This is a genomic window from Streptomyces sp. CA-251247, assembly GCF_050952975.1.
GTDB classification, from domain to species: Bacteria; Actinomycetota; Actinomycetes; order Streptomycetales; family Streptomycetaceae; genus Streptomyces; species Streptomyces achmelvichensis.
Map to the genome: position 1 here is coordinate 4,388,150 of NZ_CP191861.1, position 15,889 is coordinate 4,404,038.

General features: G+C 70.7%; 17 protein-coding genes. 9 read left to right on the plus strand and 8 right to left on the minus strand.

Features of this window, described 5'->3' with window-relative positions:
• Positions 1–7 precede the first annotated feature (7 nt).
• Together ACQPWZ_RS19395 and ACQPWZ_RS19400 are read right to left on the minus strand one after the other, a co-directional pair.
• A complete protein-coding gene (locus tag ACQPWZ_RS19395) occupies positions 8–1,231 on the minus strand; it encodes a GDSL-type esterase/lipase family protein (RefSeq protein WP_433571982.1) in 1,224 nt (407 codons plus the stop codon).
• Between the two features lie 105 nt (positions 1,232–1,336).
• Complete coding sequence (locus ACQPWZ_RS19400; protein ID WP_433571983.1) at positions 1,337–2,152, minus strand: diacylglycerol kinase; 816 nt, start codon at positions 2,150–2,152, stop codon at positions 1,337–1,339.
• Between the two features lie 153 nt (positions 2,153–2,305).
• On the opposite strand from ACQPWZ_RS19400, the gene ACQPWZ_RS19405 reads away from it, so the two are divergent.
• The 4 genes from ACQPWZ_RS19405 (at position 2,306) to ACQPWZ_RS19420 (ending at position 5,171) form a co-directional block, all read left to right on the plus strand.
• A complete protein-coding gene (locus tag ACQPWZ_RS19405) occupies positions 2,306–3,592 on the plus strand; it encodes an adenylosuccinate synthase (protein ID WP_313945074.1) in 1,287 nt (428 codons plus the stop codon).
• Positions 3,593–3,731: 139 nt separating this feature from the next.
• A complete protein-coding gene (locus tag ACQPWZ_RS19410) occupies positions 3,732–4,613 on the plus strand; it encodes a glycoside hydrolase family 19 protein (RefSeq protein WP_340474351.1) in 882 nt (293 codons plus the stop codon).
• Positions 4,614–4,680: 67 nt separating this feature from the next.
• Positions 4,681–4,884, plus strand: a complete 204-nt coding sequence (locus ACQPWZ_RS19415) for a hypothetical protein (RefSeq protein ID WP_433571984.1) — start codon at positions 4,681–4,683, stop codon at positions 4,882–4,884.
• A 5-nt stretch (positions 4,885–4,889) separates the two neighbouring features.
• Positions 4,890–5,171, plus strand: a complete 282-nt coding sequence (locus tag ACQPWZ_RS19420) for a hypothetical protein (protein ID WP_433571985.1) — start codon at positions 4,890–4,892, stop codon at positions 5,169–5,171.
• A gap of 61 nt (positions 5,172–5,232) precedes the next feature.
• Here ACQPWZ_RS19420 and ACQPWZ_RS19425 read toward each other — a convergent pair whose 3' ends face one another.
• Together ACQPWZ_RS19425 and ACQPWZ_RS19430 are read right to left on the minus strand one after the other, a co-directional pair.
• On the minus strand, positions 5,233–5,469 hold the full coding sequence (locus tag ACQPWZ_RS19425; protein WP_433571986.1) for a DUF397 domain-containing protein: 237 nt from the start codon (positions 5,467–5,469) through the stop codon (positions 5,233–5,235).
• Positions 5,466–6,302 carry a helix-turn-helix domain-containing protein gene (locus ACQPWZ_RS19430; RefSeq protein ID WP_433571987.1) on the minus strand — a complete coding sequence of 279 codons (837 nt, stop codon included), beginning with the start codon at positions 6,300–6,302 and terminating at the stop codon, positions 5,466–5,468. The genes ACQPWZ_RS19425 and ACQPWZ_RS19430 overlap by 4 nt, the downstream gene beginning before the upstream one ends.
• 156 nt (positions 6,303–6,458) lie before the next feature.
• Here ACQPWZ_RS19430 and ACQPWZ_RS19435 point away from each other — a divergent pair, with 156 nt between their 5' ends.
• Positions 6,459–6,881 (plus strand): hypothetical protein, encoded by a 423-nt coding sequence (locus ACQPWZ_RS19435; RefSeq protein WP_433571988.1) that lies wholly within the window; start codon positions 6,459–6,461, stop codon positions 6,879–6,881.
• Here the strand turns inward: ACQPWZ_RS19435 and ACQPWZ_RS19440 are convergent.
• Positions 6,859–8,559, minus strand: coding sequence for a protein kinase domain-containing protein (locus tag ACQPWZ_RS19440; protein WP_433571989.1), 1,701 nt, complete (start codon positions 8,557–8,559; stop codon positions 6,859–6,861). The genes ACQPWZ_RS19435 and ACQPWZ_RS19440 overlap by 23 nt on opposite strands.
• A gap of 179 nt (positions 8,560–8,738) precedes the next feature.
• Between ACQPWZ_RS19440 and ACQPWZ_RS19445 the strand changes: the two genes are divergently transcribed.
• A complete protein-coding gene (locus tag ACQPWZ_RS19445) occupies positions 8,739–9,227 on the plus strand; it encodes a VOC family protein (RefSeq protein ID WP_340474362.1) in 489 nt (162 codons plus the stop codon).
• On the opposite strand, the gene ACQPWZ_RS19450 is transcribed toward ACQPWZ_RS19445, so the two are convergent.
• Together ACQPWZ_RS19450 and ACQPWZ_RS19455 are read right to left on the minus strand one after the other, a co-directional pair.
• Positions 9,193–9,660: a MarR family winged helix-turn-helix transcriptional regulator gene (locus ACQPWZ_RS19450; RefSeq protein ID WP_340474363.1), complete on the minus strand. Its 468-nt coding sequence runs from the start codon at positions 9,658–9,660 to the stop codon at positions 9,193–9,195. The two genes, ACQPWZ_RS19445 and ACQPWZ_RS19450, sit on opposite strands and share 35 nt — an antisense overlap.
• The gene (locus tag ACQPWZ_RS19455) at positions 9,657–10,250 is read right to left on the minus strand and encodes a DJ-1/PfpI family protein (RefSeq protein ID WP_433571990.1); all 594 of its coding nucleotides are present in this window, start codon (positions 10,248–10,250) and stop codon (positions 9,657–9,659) included. Before ACQPWZ_RS19455 ends, ACQPWZ_RS19450 begins: the two co-directional genes overlap by 4 nt.
• A gap of 163 nt (positions 10,251–10,413) precedes the next feature.
• Between ACQPWZ_RS19455 and ACQPWZ_RS19460 the strand changes: the two genes are divergently transcribed.
• Complete coding sequence (locus ACQPWZ_RS19460; protein WP_433571991.1) at positions 10,414–11,775, plus strand: aspartate aminotransferase family protein; 1,362 nt, start codon at positions 10,414–10,416, stop codon at positions 11,773–11,775.
• A 339-nt stretch (positions 11,776–12,114) separates the two neighbouring features.
• On the opposite strand, the gene ACQPWZ_RS19465 is transcribed toward ACQPWZ_RS19460, so the two are convergent.
• Positions 12,115–12,564: a hypothetical protein gene (locus ACQPWZ_RS19465; protein ID WP_433571992.1), complete on the minus strand. Its 450-nt coding sequence runs from the start codon at positions 12,562–12,564 to the stop codon at positions 12,115–12,117.
• Positions 12,565–12,742: 178 nt separating this feature from the next.
• Here ACQPWZ_RS19465 and ACQPWZ_RS19470 point away from each other — a divergent pair, with 178 nt between their 5' ends.
• Both ACQPWZ_RS19470 and ACQPWZ_RS19475 read left to right on the plus strand, forming a co-directional pair.
• Entirely contained in the window at positions 12,743–13,420 is a 678-nt protein-coding gene (locus ACQPWZ_RS19470; protein ID WP_340474368.1) for a GntR family transcriptional regulator, read from the plus strand.
• A complete protein-coding gene (locus tag ACQPWZ_RS19475) occupies positions 13,417–15,855 on the plus strand; it encodes a dolichyl-phosphate beta-glucosyltransferase (protein ID WP_433571993.1) in 2,439 nt (812 codons plus the stop codon). Before ACQPWZ_RS19470 ends, ACQPWZ_RS19475 begins: the two co-directional genes overlap by 4 nt.
• The last annotated feature ends 34 nt before the right edge of the window (positions 15,856–15,889 follow it).

Here is a 15,889-nt window from a genome sequence, read left to right on the forward strand (position 1 = left end):
CCGCCCGTCAGGAACCCTCGCCCGCGAACGCGCCGCCGGCGCCGAAGGCAAGCGCCGCGAACCGTTCGCCCATGCGGCGGTGGGTGGCGGCGTCCGGGTGGAGCTCGTCCGGCAGCGGCAGTTCGGCGGAGTCCTCCTCGCCGTAGAGCTCGCGCCCGTCGAGATGGTGCAGGTTCGGGTCGTCGACCGCCCGCTGCTTCACGATGCGGGCCAACTCGTCCCGGATGACGCCCAGCGTCAGCTTTCCGTCGGCCCGTTCGTCGGGGTCGCCCGCGGCCCGGAAGCGGAGCTGCCCTTCGCCGACGCCGCTGAAGTCCGGGACGCTCGGGCCGGGTGTGTCCTCGTGGATCGGGCACAGGACCGGCGAGACGACCAGCAGCGGAGTGGTGGGGTGGCCCTCGCGGATCGTGTCGAGGAAGCCGTGCACCGCGGGACCGAAGGCGCGCAGCCGCATCAGGTCGGTGTTGACGAGATTGATGCCGATCTTGACGCTGATCAGGTCCGCGGGGGTGTCCCGCAGGGCGCGCGCCGTGAACGGGTCGAGCAGGGCGCTGCCGCTGAAGCCCAGGTTCGTCAGCTCCACGCCGCCGAGGGAGCTCGCGAGCGCGGGCCAGGTGGTGGTGGGGCTTGCGGCGTTCGAGCCGTGACTGATCGAACTGCCGTGGTGCAGCCACGTCCTGCGGCCGGTGTCCGGCACGGCCTCGACGGGCGCGTCGGTGCGCAGGGCGACCAGTTCGGTGATCTCGTTGTGCGGCAGCCAGATCTCGACGACCTTGTCGCGGCCCGGGAGTCCGGAGAACCGCACGGTGCCGACCGGGCCGGGCAGCGTCTCCGCGGAGCCGGTGGTCATGTCGATCATCAGGACGTTGCCGCCGGGCACACCGGCCTGCCGGGTCAGCGCGCCGTCGACGAGCAGGTCGTACACGCCGTCGGGCCGGGGCGGGGCGCCCCGGTAGGCGTTCTTGGTGCGCAGCGTGTCGAGCTCGACGACGCCGGCCCGGGTGCGGAAGGTCAGCCGTACGCCCGAGGGCTGGGCCTCCGCCATGGCCAGCTGACCGTCGGTGTTCTGTGCGCGGGCCCGGGCGGGCAGCCGGTGCGGCAGCCACCCCTGCTCGGTGCGCTCCAGCTCCAGCGCGCCGCGCAGGAGGTCGGCGGTGACGGGGGTGGTGGTCCAGTCCGTCGCCGGGTCCGCCGTGGGGGTGTGGGGGGTGTCGTCGCGCTGGTCGTCCATGGGCAGCATTCTGCTGGCGGATACGTGGTGGGCCCAATGATTATCGGCCCCGTGGCCCAGCACGCGGGTGCCGGCACTGCTGGGCGGCCGTGCTCGACGGCGGCCTCAGCCCCCCGACGTCGTCGCCGCCGACGGCAGCGTCAGCCCCCACGCCCCCGGCCGCAGGGTCCAGGTCCGCGTCCGCACCGGGCCCGTGATCAGTGTGTCAGCCCGGTACCGGAAGTCCGGGCCCGAGACCGTCACCGTCAGCGCCTTCGCGATCAGCGGGTCCCCGGAGGCCGATGCGCGGACCGTGACCTCCGCCCGCCCGCCGCCCGTGCGCACCGTCACGGCCTCCACCAGGTGGTCCAGGTCCGACAGCAGGACGCCGTCTGCCTCCACCCGCAGCCGGTGGGTGCGGACCACCGTCGGCGGCACGGGTCTGACCAGGGTGCGCACCAGCGAGCGGCAGGCGTTCCACACCGAGGCGCCGTTCGCCCCCGACCCGGGTCCCGCGACGGCCGGGATGGACAGGTCCCCCAGCACCACCCCGTCGCTCTCGTCCACCAGCAGATCCAGCCGCCGTACGACGCCGTCCAGCACCGCCCGGGCCGCGGCCACCGCACTGCGGGGCACGCCCAGCGAATGCGCGAGATCCACCGATGGGCCGACCGGCACCATCGACAGGGCGCCGTCGCCGAGCCACCGGTCCCGGTGCAGCAGCGACACCGCGCGCAGCAGCGTCCGGTCGTCACCGATCACCACGGGGCGCCGCGAGCCCCTGCGGGCCAGCGCCCGCGCGAATTCCTCGGGTCCCTCCGGAAGGCAGATTTTCGCCTCAGAGCCACCGCACAGCACATCTTTCGCGATCCGCACGGACTCGCCGTCACTTCGGCGGGCGACCGGGTCGATGACCACCAGCAGCTGGTCGTGAGCCGACACCTCGGTCCTTCCTCGGGTAGCATCTTTGTGCAAGAGCCCCTTGCGCTATTGCGCCAGGGGCTTCGTCTATTCCGGGGCAACAGGTCCGCAGACTCAGGCACGGCACACGCCCCCTGACCTTGGACATGCCCCGCCCGGAAGGGGTGTACGCCTGTGCCCGCACTTGTGCTGCTCGGTGCTCAGTGGGGTGACGAGGGCAAGGGAAAGGCCACCGACCTGCTCGGTGGATCCGTGGACTATGTGGTGCGTTACCAGGGCGGCAACAATGCCGGCCACACGGTCGTGGTCGGCGACCAGAAGTATGCGCTCCATCTCCTCCCTTCCGGAATCCTCTCGCCGGGGTGTACCCCGGTCATCGGCAACGGGGTCGTCGTCGACCCGGCTGTCCTGCTCTCCGAGCTGAGCGGGCTGAACGACCGTGGCGTCGACACGTCCAAGCTGCTGATCAGCGGCAACGCTCATTTGATCACCCCGTACAACGTCACTCTCGACAAGGTGACGGAACGGTTCCTCGGTAAGCGGAAGATCGGCACCACCGGCCGGGGAATCGGCCCGACGTACGCCGACAAGATCAACCGCGTCGGCATCCGCGTCCAGGACCTCTACGACGAGTCGATCCTCCAGCAGAAGGTCGAGGCCGCGCTGGAGTCCAAGAACCAGCTGCTGGCCAAGGTCTACAACCGCCGGGCGATCGAGGCGGAGAAGATCGTCGAGGAGATGCTCCAGTACGCGGAGAAGCTCCGGCCGTACGTCGCCGACACGACGCTGCTGCTGAACAACGCGATCGACGAGGGCAAGGTCGTCCTCTTCGAGGGCGGCCAGGGCACGCTGCTGGACGTGGACCACGGCACGTATCCCTTCGTCACCTCCTCGAACCCCACGGCCGGCGGCGCGTGCACGGGTGCGGGTGTCGGCCCGACGAAGATCAGCCGGGTGATCGGCATCCTCAAGGCGTACACGACGCGGGTGGGCGCGGGCCCCTTCCCGACGGAGCTGTTCGACGAGGACGGCGAGGCGCTGCGCCGCATCGGCGGCGAGCGGGGTGTGACCACCGGCCGTGACCGCCGCTGCGGCTGGTTCGACGCCGTGATCGCGCGCTACGCGACGCGCGTGAACGGTCTGACGGACTTCTTCCTGACGAAGCTGGACGTGCTGACGGGCTGGGAGCAGATCCCGGTCTGCGTGGCGTACGAGATCGACGGCAAGCGCGTCGAGGAGCTGCCGTACTCGCAGACGGACTTCCACCACGCGAAGCCCATCTACGAGTACCTGCCGGGCTGGTCGGAGGACATCACGAAGGCGAAGACCTTCGCCGACCTCCCGAAGAACGCGCAGGACTACGTGAAGGCGCTGGAGTCGATGTCGGGCGCGCCGATCTCGGCGATCGGCGTGGGCCCGGGCCGCACGGAGACGATCGAGATCAACTCGTTCCTGTCGTAGCACCGGCTGTACACGAGGACGCCCCCCGGGACCGCGGTCCCGGGGGGCGTCCTCGTCCGTAACAACCCTTGGTCTAGACCTTGACAGGTCCAGACCAATGCCCTTCCGTGTGGGTGACCCCCACGGAAGGACGGAACTCATGCTGAGACGCGTCACCACCCTGCTCGCGGCATTCGCCATGGCCATCGGGCTCGCCGTCTTCATCCCCAGCACCGCGTCCGCGGCGGCCTGCGCTGCCGCGTGGAACTCCTCGTCCGTCTACACGGGCGGCATGTCCGCCTCGTACAACGGCCGCAACTACCAGGCCAAGTGGTGGACCCAGAACGAGCGTCCGGGCTCCGCGGACGTCTGGGCGGACCAGGGCACCTGTACGGGCGGAGGCGGCGGGAACCCGCAGCCGTCGGGCTTCGTGGTCAGCGAGGCGCAGTTCAACCAGATGTTCCCGGGCCGGAATTCCTTCTACAGCTACAGCGGTCTGACCGCCGCGCTCAGTGCGTACCCGGCGTTCGCGAAGACCGGAAGCGACACGGTGAAGAAGCAGGAAGCCGCCGCCTTCCTCGCCAACGTCAGCCACGAGACCGGCGGACTGGTCCACATCGTGGAGCAGAACACCGCCAACTACCCGCACTACTGCGACCGCAGCCAGCCCTACGGCTGCCCGGCCGGCCAGGCCGCCTACTACGGCCGCGGACCGATCCAGCTCAGCTGGAACTTCAACTACAAGGCGGCCGGTGACGCGCTGGGCATCAACCTGCTCGCCGATCCCTGGCGCGTGGAGCGCGAGTCGGCCGTCGCCTGGAAGACCGGCCTCTGGTACTGGAACACCCAGAACGGCCCCGGCACGATGACCCCGCACAACGCCATGGTCAACAGCCGGGGCTTCGGTGAGACGATCCGCAGCATCAACGGATCGCTGGAGTGCAACGGAGGCAACCCCGGCCAGGTGCAGAGCCGGGTCACCAAGTACCAGCAGTTCACCCAGATCCTGGGCGTCACGCCCGGCGGCAACCTGTACTGCTGAGCCAGGCGCCGGGCACCCACGCCCACGTCCGGCACCGCCAAGGGCGGTCACCGACAGGTGACCGCCCTTGGTCCGTTCGCCGGCCCGGCTCGCACGCCCGGCCGTTGCCGCCCGCTATTGGCTGACGGCGCCGAACGTGTCGCCCGCGGCCGGCGCCTTCACCGGCAGGAACGCGGCGAGGTACGGCTTCACCGAGGTCGAGATCAAGAAGACCGAGGGCGCGGCCGGGCAGTATACGAACGTCGAGGTCGTCTACAGGCGGAAGAAGTAGGTCCGATGTCCGATGTGGAAGAGACCGTGGAGACCCTCCGGAAGATGAGAGCGGAGGGCGCCGGCTTCCTCGTGATGATCGAGGCGCTGAGGCGTGACGAGTCCTTCAGGCTGACGCCGGTGCGCCTGATGTGGGTCTTCCAGGAAGCGGTGGGGCTCCCCTGGCCGCAGTTCCGGGACGGCCTGCTGGAGTACCTCGACGACGACCTGCGGCCTCTCGTGCCGGAGGAGGAGTTCGAGAGGAAGGCCGAGGAACTGCTCGGCCGTCACGTGACGCGCGAGGGGTAGCGGCGAAGGAAAAGGGACCGGTGCGGTCCGGGCGCAAGGCCCGGTCCGCACCGGTCTTCTTCTACTCGGTCCAGCGGACGAACTGCGACCAGGCGTCAGGTGCGACGGTGAAGGCGGGGCCTTCGGGGTTCTTGGAGTCGCGGACGTGGACGGCGTCGGGGCAGGTGGCGACCTCGATGCAGTTGCCGCCGCTGTCGTCGCTGTACGACGACTTGCGCCAGTCGAAGGCGACCTCGATGCATTCGCCGCCGCTGTCGTCGCTGTAGCTGGACTTGAACCACCGCAGAACGCTGCTCATTGCTGGTCTCCCGCCAACCTCTCGATGAGGCCCAGCGATTCACGAGGACCCAGGGCCTGTGCTCGGATCCTCGCATACCGCTGGCTCAACGTACTCACCTTTGCCGGGTCCTTGATCAGCAGGCTCTCGCCTTGGAGTTCTAGGTAGACGAGGCGGTCGTGTTCCGGCGTCTCCACGAGCGTCATGCCGCCGCGGGCACCCGCATGTTCACCAGCGAACCCACAGTCCAGCGGCAGCACCTGCAACGTCACATTCCGCCGCCTCGCACACTCCGCCAGGTGCAGCAACTGCTCCCGCATCACCTCCGGGCTCCCGATCCCCCGCCGTAACACCGACTCCTCCACGATCAGTTCGATCAGTGCCACCGGCTCCCGGTCGAACAGCACCCTGCGGGCGAGCCTGGCCTCGACCAGTTCCTCGACGCGGGGCTCGGGCAGGGGTGGGTAGCCGCCGCCGATCAGCGCTCGTGCGTACGCCTCGGTCTGGAACAGGCCGTGGACCACCAGCGTCGCGTACAGCGACAGGCCCACCGCCTTCTGCTCCAGCAGGACGTAGTCCTTGAACTGCGCTGGGTACTTGTCCAGTCGTACGTACTCCCGTGCCTGCTCGAAGATCCCCGTCCCGCTGCCGAGCACCCGCTCCAGCTGCACCAGCATGTCGTCGCTCGCCGGCTGCGCGAAGGTCTCCATCGCGCTCACCGCAGCCCCCGAGTAGCCGAGTTCGCTTCCCAGTTGTTCCTGCGTCAGTCCTTGCCGGATACGCAGGTTCTTGGCGACGTTCGCCACCAAACGCGTCGCCGGACCCGCCGTTTCCTTGTTTTCCGCTCGCGCCATTTGCGATCACCACTTCGACTCGACCGGACTCAACCGGTCTCAACCGGAACTCGTCGAATTCAACCCGCCTCAAGGGGCGTTGATGCAGGTCAAGACGTGCGCAACGGCTCCTTCAGGCTCTGGAAAACGCTATCCGCGGTCACCGAGGATGTCGTCGTGGATACGCAAAGTCGCCAAGTAAACCTGGACTGGATTCCGGCTTCCGGATTCCAGCTCCGCAAAGCAGGTGTGCAATTCGACGCGGCCCGCGTCGACGACGAGGACGGCCGCCGGCTCGCCGATCTGCTGGAGGTGATGACGAACGGCGACCCCGGCCCCGTGGTCGCCGAGGCCTACGGACGGCGGTCCGTGTACTTCCTCGTACCGGTGGGCAGCATCGCGCACCGGCCGTGGCCGCGCGGTGTCACGCGACTCAACTCGGGTCCGGCGCACGTCAGTTTCATCCCCGTGCCCGCTCTACGAGGCCGCACCTGGCCGCTGTCCTGGCGGTTTCCGCCCACCGCGGCCGGGCGGTTCGTCCATCCCCTGTTGCTGTGGCACGCCGCGACGGTGGTGCTCAGCCGGTCTTCCGGTACGTGAGCGGCGCGCCGCCCGAGCCGACCAGTTCGCGGACGATCGTGCCGTTCGACAGCTCCAGCCGGCTCCACTGGCCCGGTGAGCACTTCGTCCGGTCGCCGAAGGTGACCTGGGTGGGGCCCAGTTCGAGCGGCGGGCCCGAGGCCTGGAGCGTGGCCGACCAGCGGCAGTCGTAGGTGGGGCCGATACCGGAGAGGGTCATGACCTGTTCGCCCGAGGAGCCCTGGGTGATCGTCATGGTCCGGGTGTTGGTGCCGTCGGCGGTGTCGAACGAGGACGTCCAGGTGCCGACGTACTCGGCCGGGACACCGCCCTCGGCGGTGCTCGGGCTGTTCGACGGCGTGCTCGACGGACTGTCGGACTCGGACGGGGTGGCCGAGCCGGGGCTCTCCGGCCCCGAGGACGCCGGTCCCGGCTTGGGGTCCGCTGTCGTCTTCTTGTCCTTGTCGCCCATGAAGGCGTAGACGGACCCGCCGGCGCCGACCGCGACGATGAGCGCCACCACGATGAGGGCCGCTGTCCCGCGATTGCTCCTGGCCGGGGGCGCCGGCGGAGGCGTCAGCACGTACGGGGGCGGAGTCTGCTGGTACGGCGGCGTCTGGTGGTACGGCGGGGGCTGCTGGTAGTGCGCATACGGCGGTGTCTGCTGCGGCCCGGGGTGCTGCTGCGGGTAGCCGTACGGCAGCGGGGGCGGGGGAGTGGGCGGCGGGGTCGACGTGGGCGGCTTCGGAGCGGCCGTGACCGTCGGCGGGTGCTCGGGCGCCGCCTTCGCCGGGTCGGCGGGCTGCTCGACCTCCAGCAACTGGACCGCGTGACGGCCGAGCTGGGCGATCAGCGCACCCGGCAGCCAGGGTTCGTCGTCCTCGTCGGTGACCGTGCGCTCCAGGATCTCGTCGAGACACGGCCGCGCCTCGGGATCCTTGTTCAGGCAGGCCCGGACGAGTTCGTCGAGGTCCTCGGGAAGGCCTTCGAGCTCCGGTTCCTCCTGCGCGATACGGAACATCAGTGCGTGCACACCGCTGTCGGCCGAGCCGAAGGGGAGCCGGCCCGTCGCGGTGAAGGCGAGGACCGCGCCGAGGCAGAAGATGTCGCACGCCGCGGTGACCCGGTCGCCGCGTACCTGCTCGGGCGCCATGAAGCCGGGGGAGCCGACGAGCGCACCGGTCCGGGTGAGACCGCCGTCGGTGACCGTCTCCAGCGCCCGGGCTATCCCGAAGTCGATGACCCGGGGGCCGTCGATGGTGATCAGAATGTTGGACGGCTTCAGGTCGCGGTGGATGAGGTCCGCGCCGTGGATGCTGCGCAGGGCGTGCGCGAGACCGGACGCGAGGATGCGGACCGACCGTACGGGGAGCGGGCCGTGGCCGCCGGAGACGACCGAGTGCAGCGAGGGACCCGCGACATAGCCGGTGGCGACCCACGGCACGGGCGCCTCGGTGTCGGCGTCGAGCACGGGTGCCGTCCACTGCCCGCCGACCCGCAGGGCGGCCCGGACCTCCTGGCGGAAGCGTGCCCGGAACTCCTCCTGTTCGGCGAGTTCCTGGCGTACGAGCTTCACGGCGACCGTGCGGCCCCGGTCGTTGCGCGCGAGGTACACCTGGCCCATGCCGCCCGCTCCGAGCCGGGCGAGCAGCCTGTACTCACCGATGTGCTGCGGATCCCCTGGTGCCAGCTGGTCCATCGCCGCGCGCCTCCCCCGAAGTCTTCTGTTGGACGGACCGAGAATAGTGCGGTCCGTGCCACGGCAAGTAGGTCAGTATCCGACCTGCATGCCGCCTACGGTCGCTCTCGCGCAAGCGCACCCCGAGCGCCCCGGTGCACGACGTCCGGTGCACGCGACCCGTATGCGAGGAGACTGCCATGACCGTCAAGCCGGTTCCCGAGGGATACACCAGCGTCACGCCATGGATCATCGGCCAGGACACCGCGGGCGTCATCGACTTCCTCAAGGCGGCGTTCGGAGCGGTGGAGCTCGGCAGGATGACGGACGAGAACGGCCGCATCGGCCACGCCGAGGTGCGGATCGGGGACGCGGTGGTGATGCTCTTCGACGCCCCGGGGGCCGACTGGCCGCCGACGCCCGCCTTCCTGCGGCTGTACGTCGAGGACGCGGCGGCCGTGCACCGCAGGGCGGTCGAGGCCGGCGGACAGTCGGTGACCGAGGTGACGCACCTCTTCTTCGGCGACCGGGTGGGCCGGGTGCGCGACCCCTTCGGCAACCTCTACTGGATCCAGACGCACATCGAGGACGTGAGCGAGGAGGAGATGGAGCGCCGCCTCGGCGACCCCGTCTTCACCGAGGCGATGGACTACGTCACGAGCGCGGACTTCTTTCCCGGGACCCGCTGATGCCCTCCAGCGCCGTGGACAGCTCCTCCAGGACTCTCGCCGTCTCGGCGAACCGCTCGGGACCCAGTGCCTCGGCGAGAGCGCCGGCCAGCTCGGCATGGCCCGGGTCGATCCGGGTGATCGCCGAGCGGCCCTCGTCGGTCGGACGCAGCAGTTTGGCCCGGCGGTGCGCGGGGTTGGGCTCGTAGACCGCGAGGCCCCGCTCGACCAGGAGGTCGGCGATCCGCTGCACGCTCTGGCGCGTGATGCCCATGTCCCGGGCGATCCCGGCGACCGGCTGCGGCACCCGCACCACCGCTCCGAGGACCTGCCACCAGGAGGCGGTCAGTCCGACGTCCTTCGCCAACTCGTCGGAGACCGTGAGGAACTGGCCGTTCAGCCGGAAGACGCCCAGCGCGGTACGGGTGAGCAGATCCTGTTCTTCGCGGCTCACGATTCGAGGACCGCGAAGGCGGAGGCGTCCGAGTCGTGGAACAGCCGGTACCAGGCGTCCAGCTTCTCGCCCTCGTACACACCGAGCTTGGCGAAGACCTCGCGGGCGAGGGCGACGGGCTCGGTCGGGCCCGCGGTGATCAGGTCGCCGTCGGTGACGGCATCGGTCTCCCGGTAGCGCTCGCCGCCCTGGTAGCCGGTGGCGGCGAGGTAGAACGAGACGGCGCTGGTGTGGTCGCGGTCGTCCAGCAGACCCTCGCGCGCCAGTCCGGCGGTGGCGCCGCAGATGGCGGCGACCGGGACGCCCGCGTCGAGGAAGGTGCGCGCCGTGGCGGCGAAGGGGGCGAGGTCGTCGCCGGCGTCCCAGAGGTGGGCGCCGGTGAGGATCAGCAGCGCGCTGTCCGCGGGGTCCAGGTCCGCGAGTGCGAGGTCGGGCTGGATACGGACGCCGCCCATGGTGGTGACGGGGGCGGTGGTCAGGCCGACCGTCCGGACCGTGAAGCCGTGCTGGGTCAGATGGGCGGTCGTGTGGCCCGTCTCCCAGTCGGCGAAGGTGTCGTAGACGGCGAGATGAACGGTGGTGCGGGTCATGGTGCCCTCCTCGTTCAGTATGACAGAAGACTGTCATGTCGACAGGATGCTGTCAATCTCCTCCGAGGGTGCCGAACCACCCGACAGAACGCCCATGAAAGTGGCCGAGGCCATACAGGGTGGCCATGTCGGCCCTCACCTGCGCGTCCTTACGCTGGGCCGCATGACCCCTCATGCCGATGCCGATCCCCAGGCCGGCGCCGCCGTCAAGGCGGCCGACCGTGCGCACGTCTTCCACTCGTGGTCCGCCCAGGGCCTGATCGACCCGCTCGCCGTCGCCGGCGCCGAGGGTTCGTACTTCTGGGACTACGACGGGAACCGCTATCTCGACTTCACCAGCGGCCTCGTCTACACCAACATCGGGTACCAGCACCCGAAGGTCGTCGCCGCGATCCAGGAACAGGCGGGCAGGCTGACGACCTTCGCGCCCGCCTTCGCCGTCGAGGCGCGTTCCGAGGCTGCCCGGCTGATCGCCGAGCGCACCCCCGGCGACCTCGACAAGATCTTCTTCACCAACGGCGGCGCCGAGGCCGTCGAGAACGCGATCCGGATGGCCCGTCTGCACACGGGCCGCCCGAAGGTGCTCTCGGCCTACCGCTCGTACCACGGCGGCACCGCGACCGCGATCAATGTCACCGGCGACCCCCGGCGCTGGGCGAACGACAACGGCACGGCGGGAGTCGTCCACTTCTGGGGACCCTTCCTCTACCGCTCCCCGTTCTACGCGTCGACCGAGGCCGAGGAGTGCGCACGGGCGCTCCAGCACCTCGAGGACACCATCGCGTTCGAGGGCCCGTCCACGATCGCGGCGATCATCCTGGAGACGATCCCGGGTACGGCCGGAATCATGGTCCCGCCGCCCGGCTACCTCGCGGGTGTCCGCGAGATCTGTGACCGCCACGGCATCGTGTTCGTCCTGGACGAGGTGATGGCGGGCTTCGGCCGGACCGGCACGTGGTTCGCGGCGGACCACTTCGACGTGGTGCCCGACCTGCTGACCTTCGCCAAGGGCGTCAACTCCGGGTATGTGCCGCTGGGCGGTGTCGCCATCTCCGCGGAGATCGCGGCGACCTTCGAGACCCGGCCGTACCCCGGCGGCCTCACCTACTCCGGCCACCCGCTGGCCTGCGCGGCGGCCGTCGCGACGATCCAGGTGATGGAGGACGAGAAGGTCGTCGAGCACGCGGCCCACATCGGCGAGACGGTCCTCGGCCCGGGCCTGCGCGACCTGGCCGAACGCCACCCGAGCGTGGGCGAGGTGCGGGGCACGGGCGTGTTCTGGGCGCTGGACCTGGTCCGCGACCGCGAGACGCGTGAGCCGCTGGTGCCGTACAACGCGACGGGTTCGGCGGCGGCGCCGATGGGAGCGTTCGCGGCGGCGTGCAAGGCGAACGGCCTGTGGCCCTTCGTGAACATGAACCGGACGCACGCGGTGCCGCCGTGCAATGTGAGCGAGGCGGAGGCGAAGGAGGGGCTGGCGGCGCTGGACGTGGCGCTGTCGGTGGCGGACGAACGCGTGGCCTGAGGGCGGGCGTTCCGGCCCCGGCCACGGCTTCGGGCTGTGCCGGGGCTCGGCCCCGGACCCTGTGCGGCGAGGCCCGGTCAGCCCGTCCGGCGGTTGAGGACACGGCCGTGGGCCGTACCCGGGGCTCCGCCCCGGACCCCGCGCCTCCGCCCCGGACCCCGCGCCTCCATCGCCGGCGGGGCCGGGACTTCCGGCCTGTTCGCTCGGTCGGGCCGGCGGTGGGGCAGGGTTTGCGCCTCTTCGCACGGTCGAGCCCACCGCGGGGCGGGGCTTGCGGCCTGTGCGACAGTCGAGCGCGCCCCGGCCCCGGCCCCGTGCCCGGGTCCGGCACTGCACGCGTCACCCGCCGGGCGGCGCCATCGGTGGCTCCACCTCCAGGAACCTGCGGTTGCGCGGGCCCTTGTAGAGAAGCGCCTCCCAGCCCGCCGATGTCAGCACCCGCGCGCACTGCGACAGCCGCTGCTCCTCCTCCTGGGCGGCGCCGCTGCCCGGCGGGCCCAGCCAGTCCACGCACACCGCGGCCGCCCGGTCCCCCGCGCGCACCCGGTACCCCGTGGCCGTGCGCGCACCCTCCGCGTCCGTCGCCGACGGCGCCAGGCCGCCCGCCTCCAGCGCCAGCGCCACCGCACGGACCGTCCGACGCAGCTCCCACTCCGCCGGCGCCGCGCCCGTCAGGCTGCGTATCTGCAGCAGACCCTGGTACGCCGTTTGCACCTGCGCGGCCCGGTCCCGGCCCGCGAGCAGCTCTGCCGGGCCGTCTCCCGTGGCCGCCTCGAAGACGTCGGTCACGTCCGCCTCCCTGTGGGCATGTTCCGTCTCCCTTGTGACTCCGCCGTTCGGATCCCGCCTGTCCCGTGCGGGCCGTCCTGGACGCTTGGTCCCGTCGCAGGTCATTCACCCGTGCCTCACCCGGTTCGTCGGCACTGGCCTATCGTGTCCGGGACCCCCGGCGAAGGAGAAGCCATCGATGCGCGGCACCGGCAGTACCGCTGTCACCCGCAGCACCCTGCGGCAACAGATCGCGGACGCGCTGCGTGACGAGGTGCTCGCGGGACGCCTGAAGCCCGGTCAGGAGTTCACCGTCAAGCTGATCGCCGACCAGTACGGCGTCTCGGCCACACCGGTGCGCGAGGCGCTCGTCGATCTGTCCGCCCAGGGCCTGCTCGACTCGGACCAGCACCGCGGCTTCCGCGTGCACCGGTTCACCGTCGACGACTACCGCCGCATGGTCGACGCCCGTTCGCTCGTCATCGACGGCATCTTCCGCCAGGCGGAGCGCCAGGGCCGCAGCACCGTGCCCGGCAAGGCGCTGGTGGCGGTGCGCCGCCGTGCCGAGGAGGCCGCACGCGCCGCCCGCGGCGGGGACCTCGACATCCTCATCGGCTACGACCTGCGCTTTTGGAACGAGCTCGGCGCCGTCGTCGCCAACAGCTACATCTCCGAGTTCCTGCACCGGCTGCGCGTCCAGGCCTGGGTGTTCGCCGTCCCGTTCCTGCGGGCGGACCCCGAGCTGCGGGACTGGCTGTGGAACGGGCACGAGGACCTCATCGACGCCATCACCGCGGGCGACCTGGCGGCCGCCCGCACCGTCGTCGACAGTTACAACGACCATGCGCTCGCCTGGGCGGATCGGCTGGAGCAGTGAGCGTGGACCTGAGCGTCGTCGTCCCGGCGTACAACGAGGAGGGCAGACTCCGGCCCACCCTGGAGGCGATCTGCACCCATCTGCGTGCGGAGCCCGGACGCTGGGGGGAGTGGGAGCTGATCGTCGTCGACGACGGCTCCACCGATTCCACTGCCAAGATCGCCCGGGATGCCGCGGCCGACGAGCCGCGGATCCATGTGATCGCGAGTGAGGACAACCGCGGCAAGGGCAACGCCCTGCGGCAGGGCGTACTGGCCTCGTACGGCCGGCGGGTGCTGGTCACCGACGCGGATCTCGCGACGCCCATCGAGGAACTGGACCGCCTCGACAAGCAGCTCGCCGCCGAGGACAGCGCGGCGGCGATCGGCTCGCGCGCCCACCCCGACTCCACGATCGAGGTCCACCAGCGGCGGACCCGCGAGTGGCTCGGCCGGATGGGCAACCGCCTCATACGCACGGTCGCCGTCCCCGGGATCCACGACACCCAGTGCGGATTCAAGCTCTTCGACGGCGACAAGGCGCGCGCCGCCTTCGCCGACTCACGGCTCGACGGGTGGGGCATCGACGTCGAGATACTGCGCCACTTCCGGCGCGAGGGCTGGCCGGTCACGGAGGTCCCGGTGCGCTGGTCGCACCAGGAGGGCTCCAAGGTCAGACCGCTGGACTACGGCAAGGTCCTGCTGGAACTCGTGCATCTGCGGGCCCGGGCGCTGCGGCGTACCGACCTCCTGGTCGTCGGCCTCTTCCTCGTCGCGGCACTCCTTCTCTACAAGGACCTGTGGGCCGACCTCGGCCACGGCTACCTCGACGACGCGGGACAGGACCAGAACCAGTGGGAGTGGTTCTTCGCCGTCACCGCCGACAACGTGATCCATCTGCGCAATCCGCTGTTCACGACCCTCCAGGGGCATCCCGACGGCGTGAACCTGATGGCGAACACCGTGATGCTCGGGCTCTCCGTCCCGCTCACCCCGGTGACCCTGCTGCTGGGCCCGACCGTCACCTGGGCCCTCGTGCTCACGCTCGGCCTCGCCGCGACCGCCACGTCCTGGTACTGGCTGATCGTCCGCCGGCTCGTCGACAACCGGTGCGCCGCGGCGCTCGGAGCGGCCCTCGCCGCCTTCGCGCCACCGATGATCTCGCACGGCAACGCGCACCCCAACTTCCTTGTGCTGTTCATGATCCCGGTGATCGTGGACCGGGCCCTGCGGCTGTGCGAGGGCCGCGCGGTCGTGCGCGACGGCGTGCTCCTCGGCCTCTTCGCGACGTACCAGATCTTCCTCGGCGAGGAGCCGCTGCTGCTCGCGGCGATGGGCATGCTCTTCTTCGCCCTCGCGTACGCGCTCGTGCGGCGTGATGTGGCCCGGACGGCCTGGCGGCCGCTGCTGCGCGGGATCACGGTCGCGCTCGCGGTGTGCCTGCCGCTGGTCGCGTTCCCGCTGGGCTGGCAGTTCTTCGGACCGCAGAGCTACACGAACGTGCTGCACGGCGACAACACCGCCAACGGACCGCGCGCCTTCCTGGAGTTCGCGGGACGCTCGCTGATGGGCACGGACGAGCGCGCTGACCGGTTCGCCATGAACCGCACCGAGCAGAACGCCTTCTTCGGCTGGCCGCTCGTCGCGCTCACGACGGCGATCGTGGTGCGGCTGTGGCGGCTCGCGGCGGTGAAGGCGCTGGCGTTCACGGCGTTCGCTGCGGCCTTCCTCTCGCTCGGCTCGAAGTTCCGCATCCCGTACACCGACATCGTGCTGACCGGCCCCTGGCGGGCGCTCGCCCACCAGCCGCTCTTCGAGTCCGTCATCGAGTCGCGGTTCGCGATGATCTGCGCGCCGGTGCTCGGCATCCTTCTCGCCCTCGCCGTCGACCGGCTGGCCGTCACGAAGGATCGGGTCCATCAGGTCGTGGGTCTCGCGGCGGTGGCAGCGGCGCTGCTGCCGGTACTGCCGACGCCGTACCCGGTGCGCGAACGGCAGGACGTGCCGGAGTTCATCACCCGGGGCATGTACCGCGCGTACCTCTCCGAGGGCGAATCCATGGTCACCGTGCCGCTGCCGTCGCCCGCCGCCGCGGAGGCGCTGCACTGGCAGTCGGCCACCACACTGGACTTCCCCGTCGCGGGCGGCTACTTCAACGGCCCCTGGGGACCGGACCGCATCGGCATCTACGGCGCCACCCCCCGGCACACCTCCAACCTCTTCAGCGAGGTCCGCACCTCCGGACAGGTCCCGGTGATCGGCCCCAACTGGCAGGCCCAGGCCCGCGCGGACCTGGAGGCGTGGCGGGCGGGTGTGGTGGTGCTCCAGCCGCAGTACAACGCCGAGGCGCTCCATGCGACGGTGGAGAAACTGCTCGGAAAGCCGGGCAGGCGAGTGGGCGGCGTATGGGTATGGGATGTGGGAACGTCCAGGGACACTGGCGCAGGGGAGCGGTGACGGCAGGTGACCGGCCCCCTTCGCCGAACGTGTC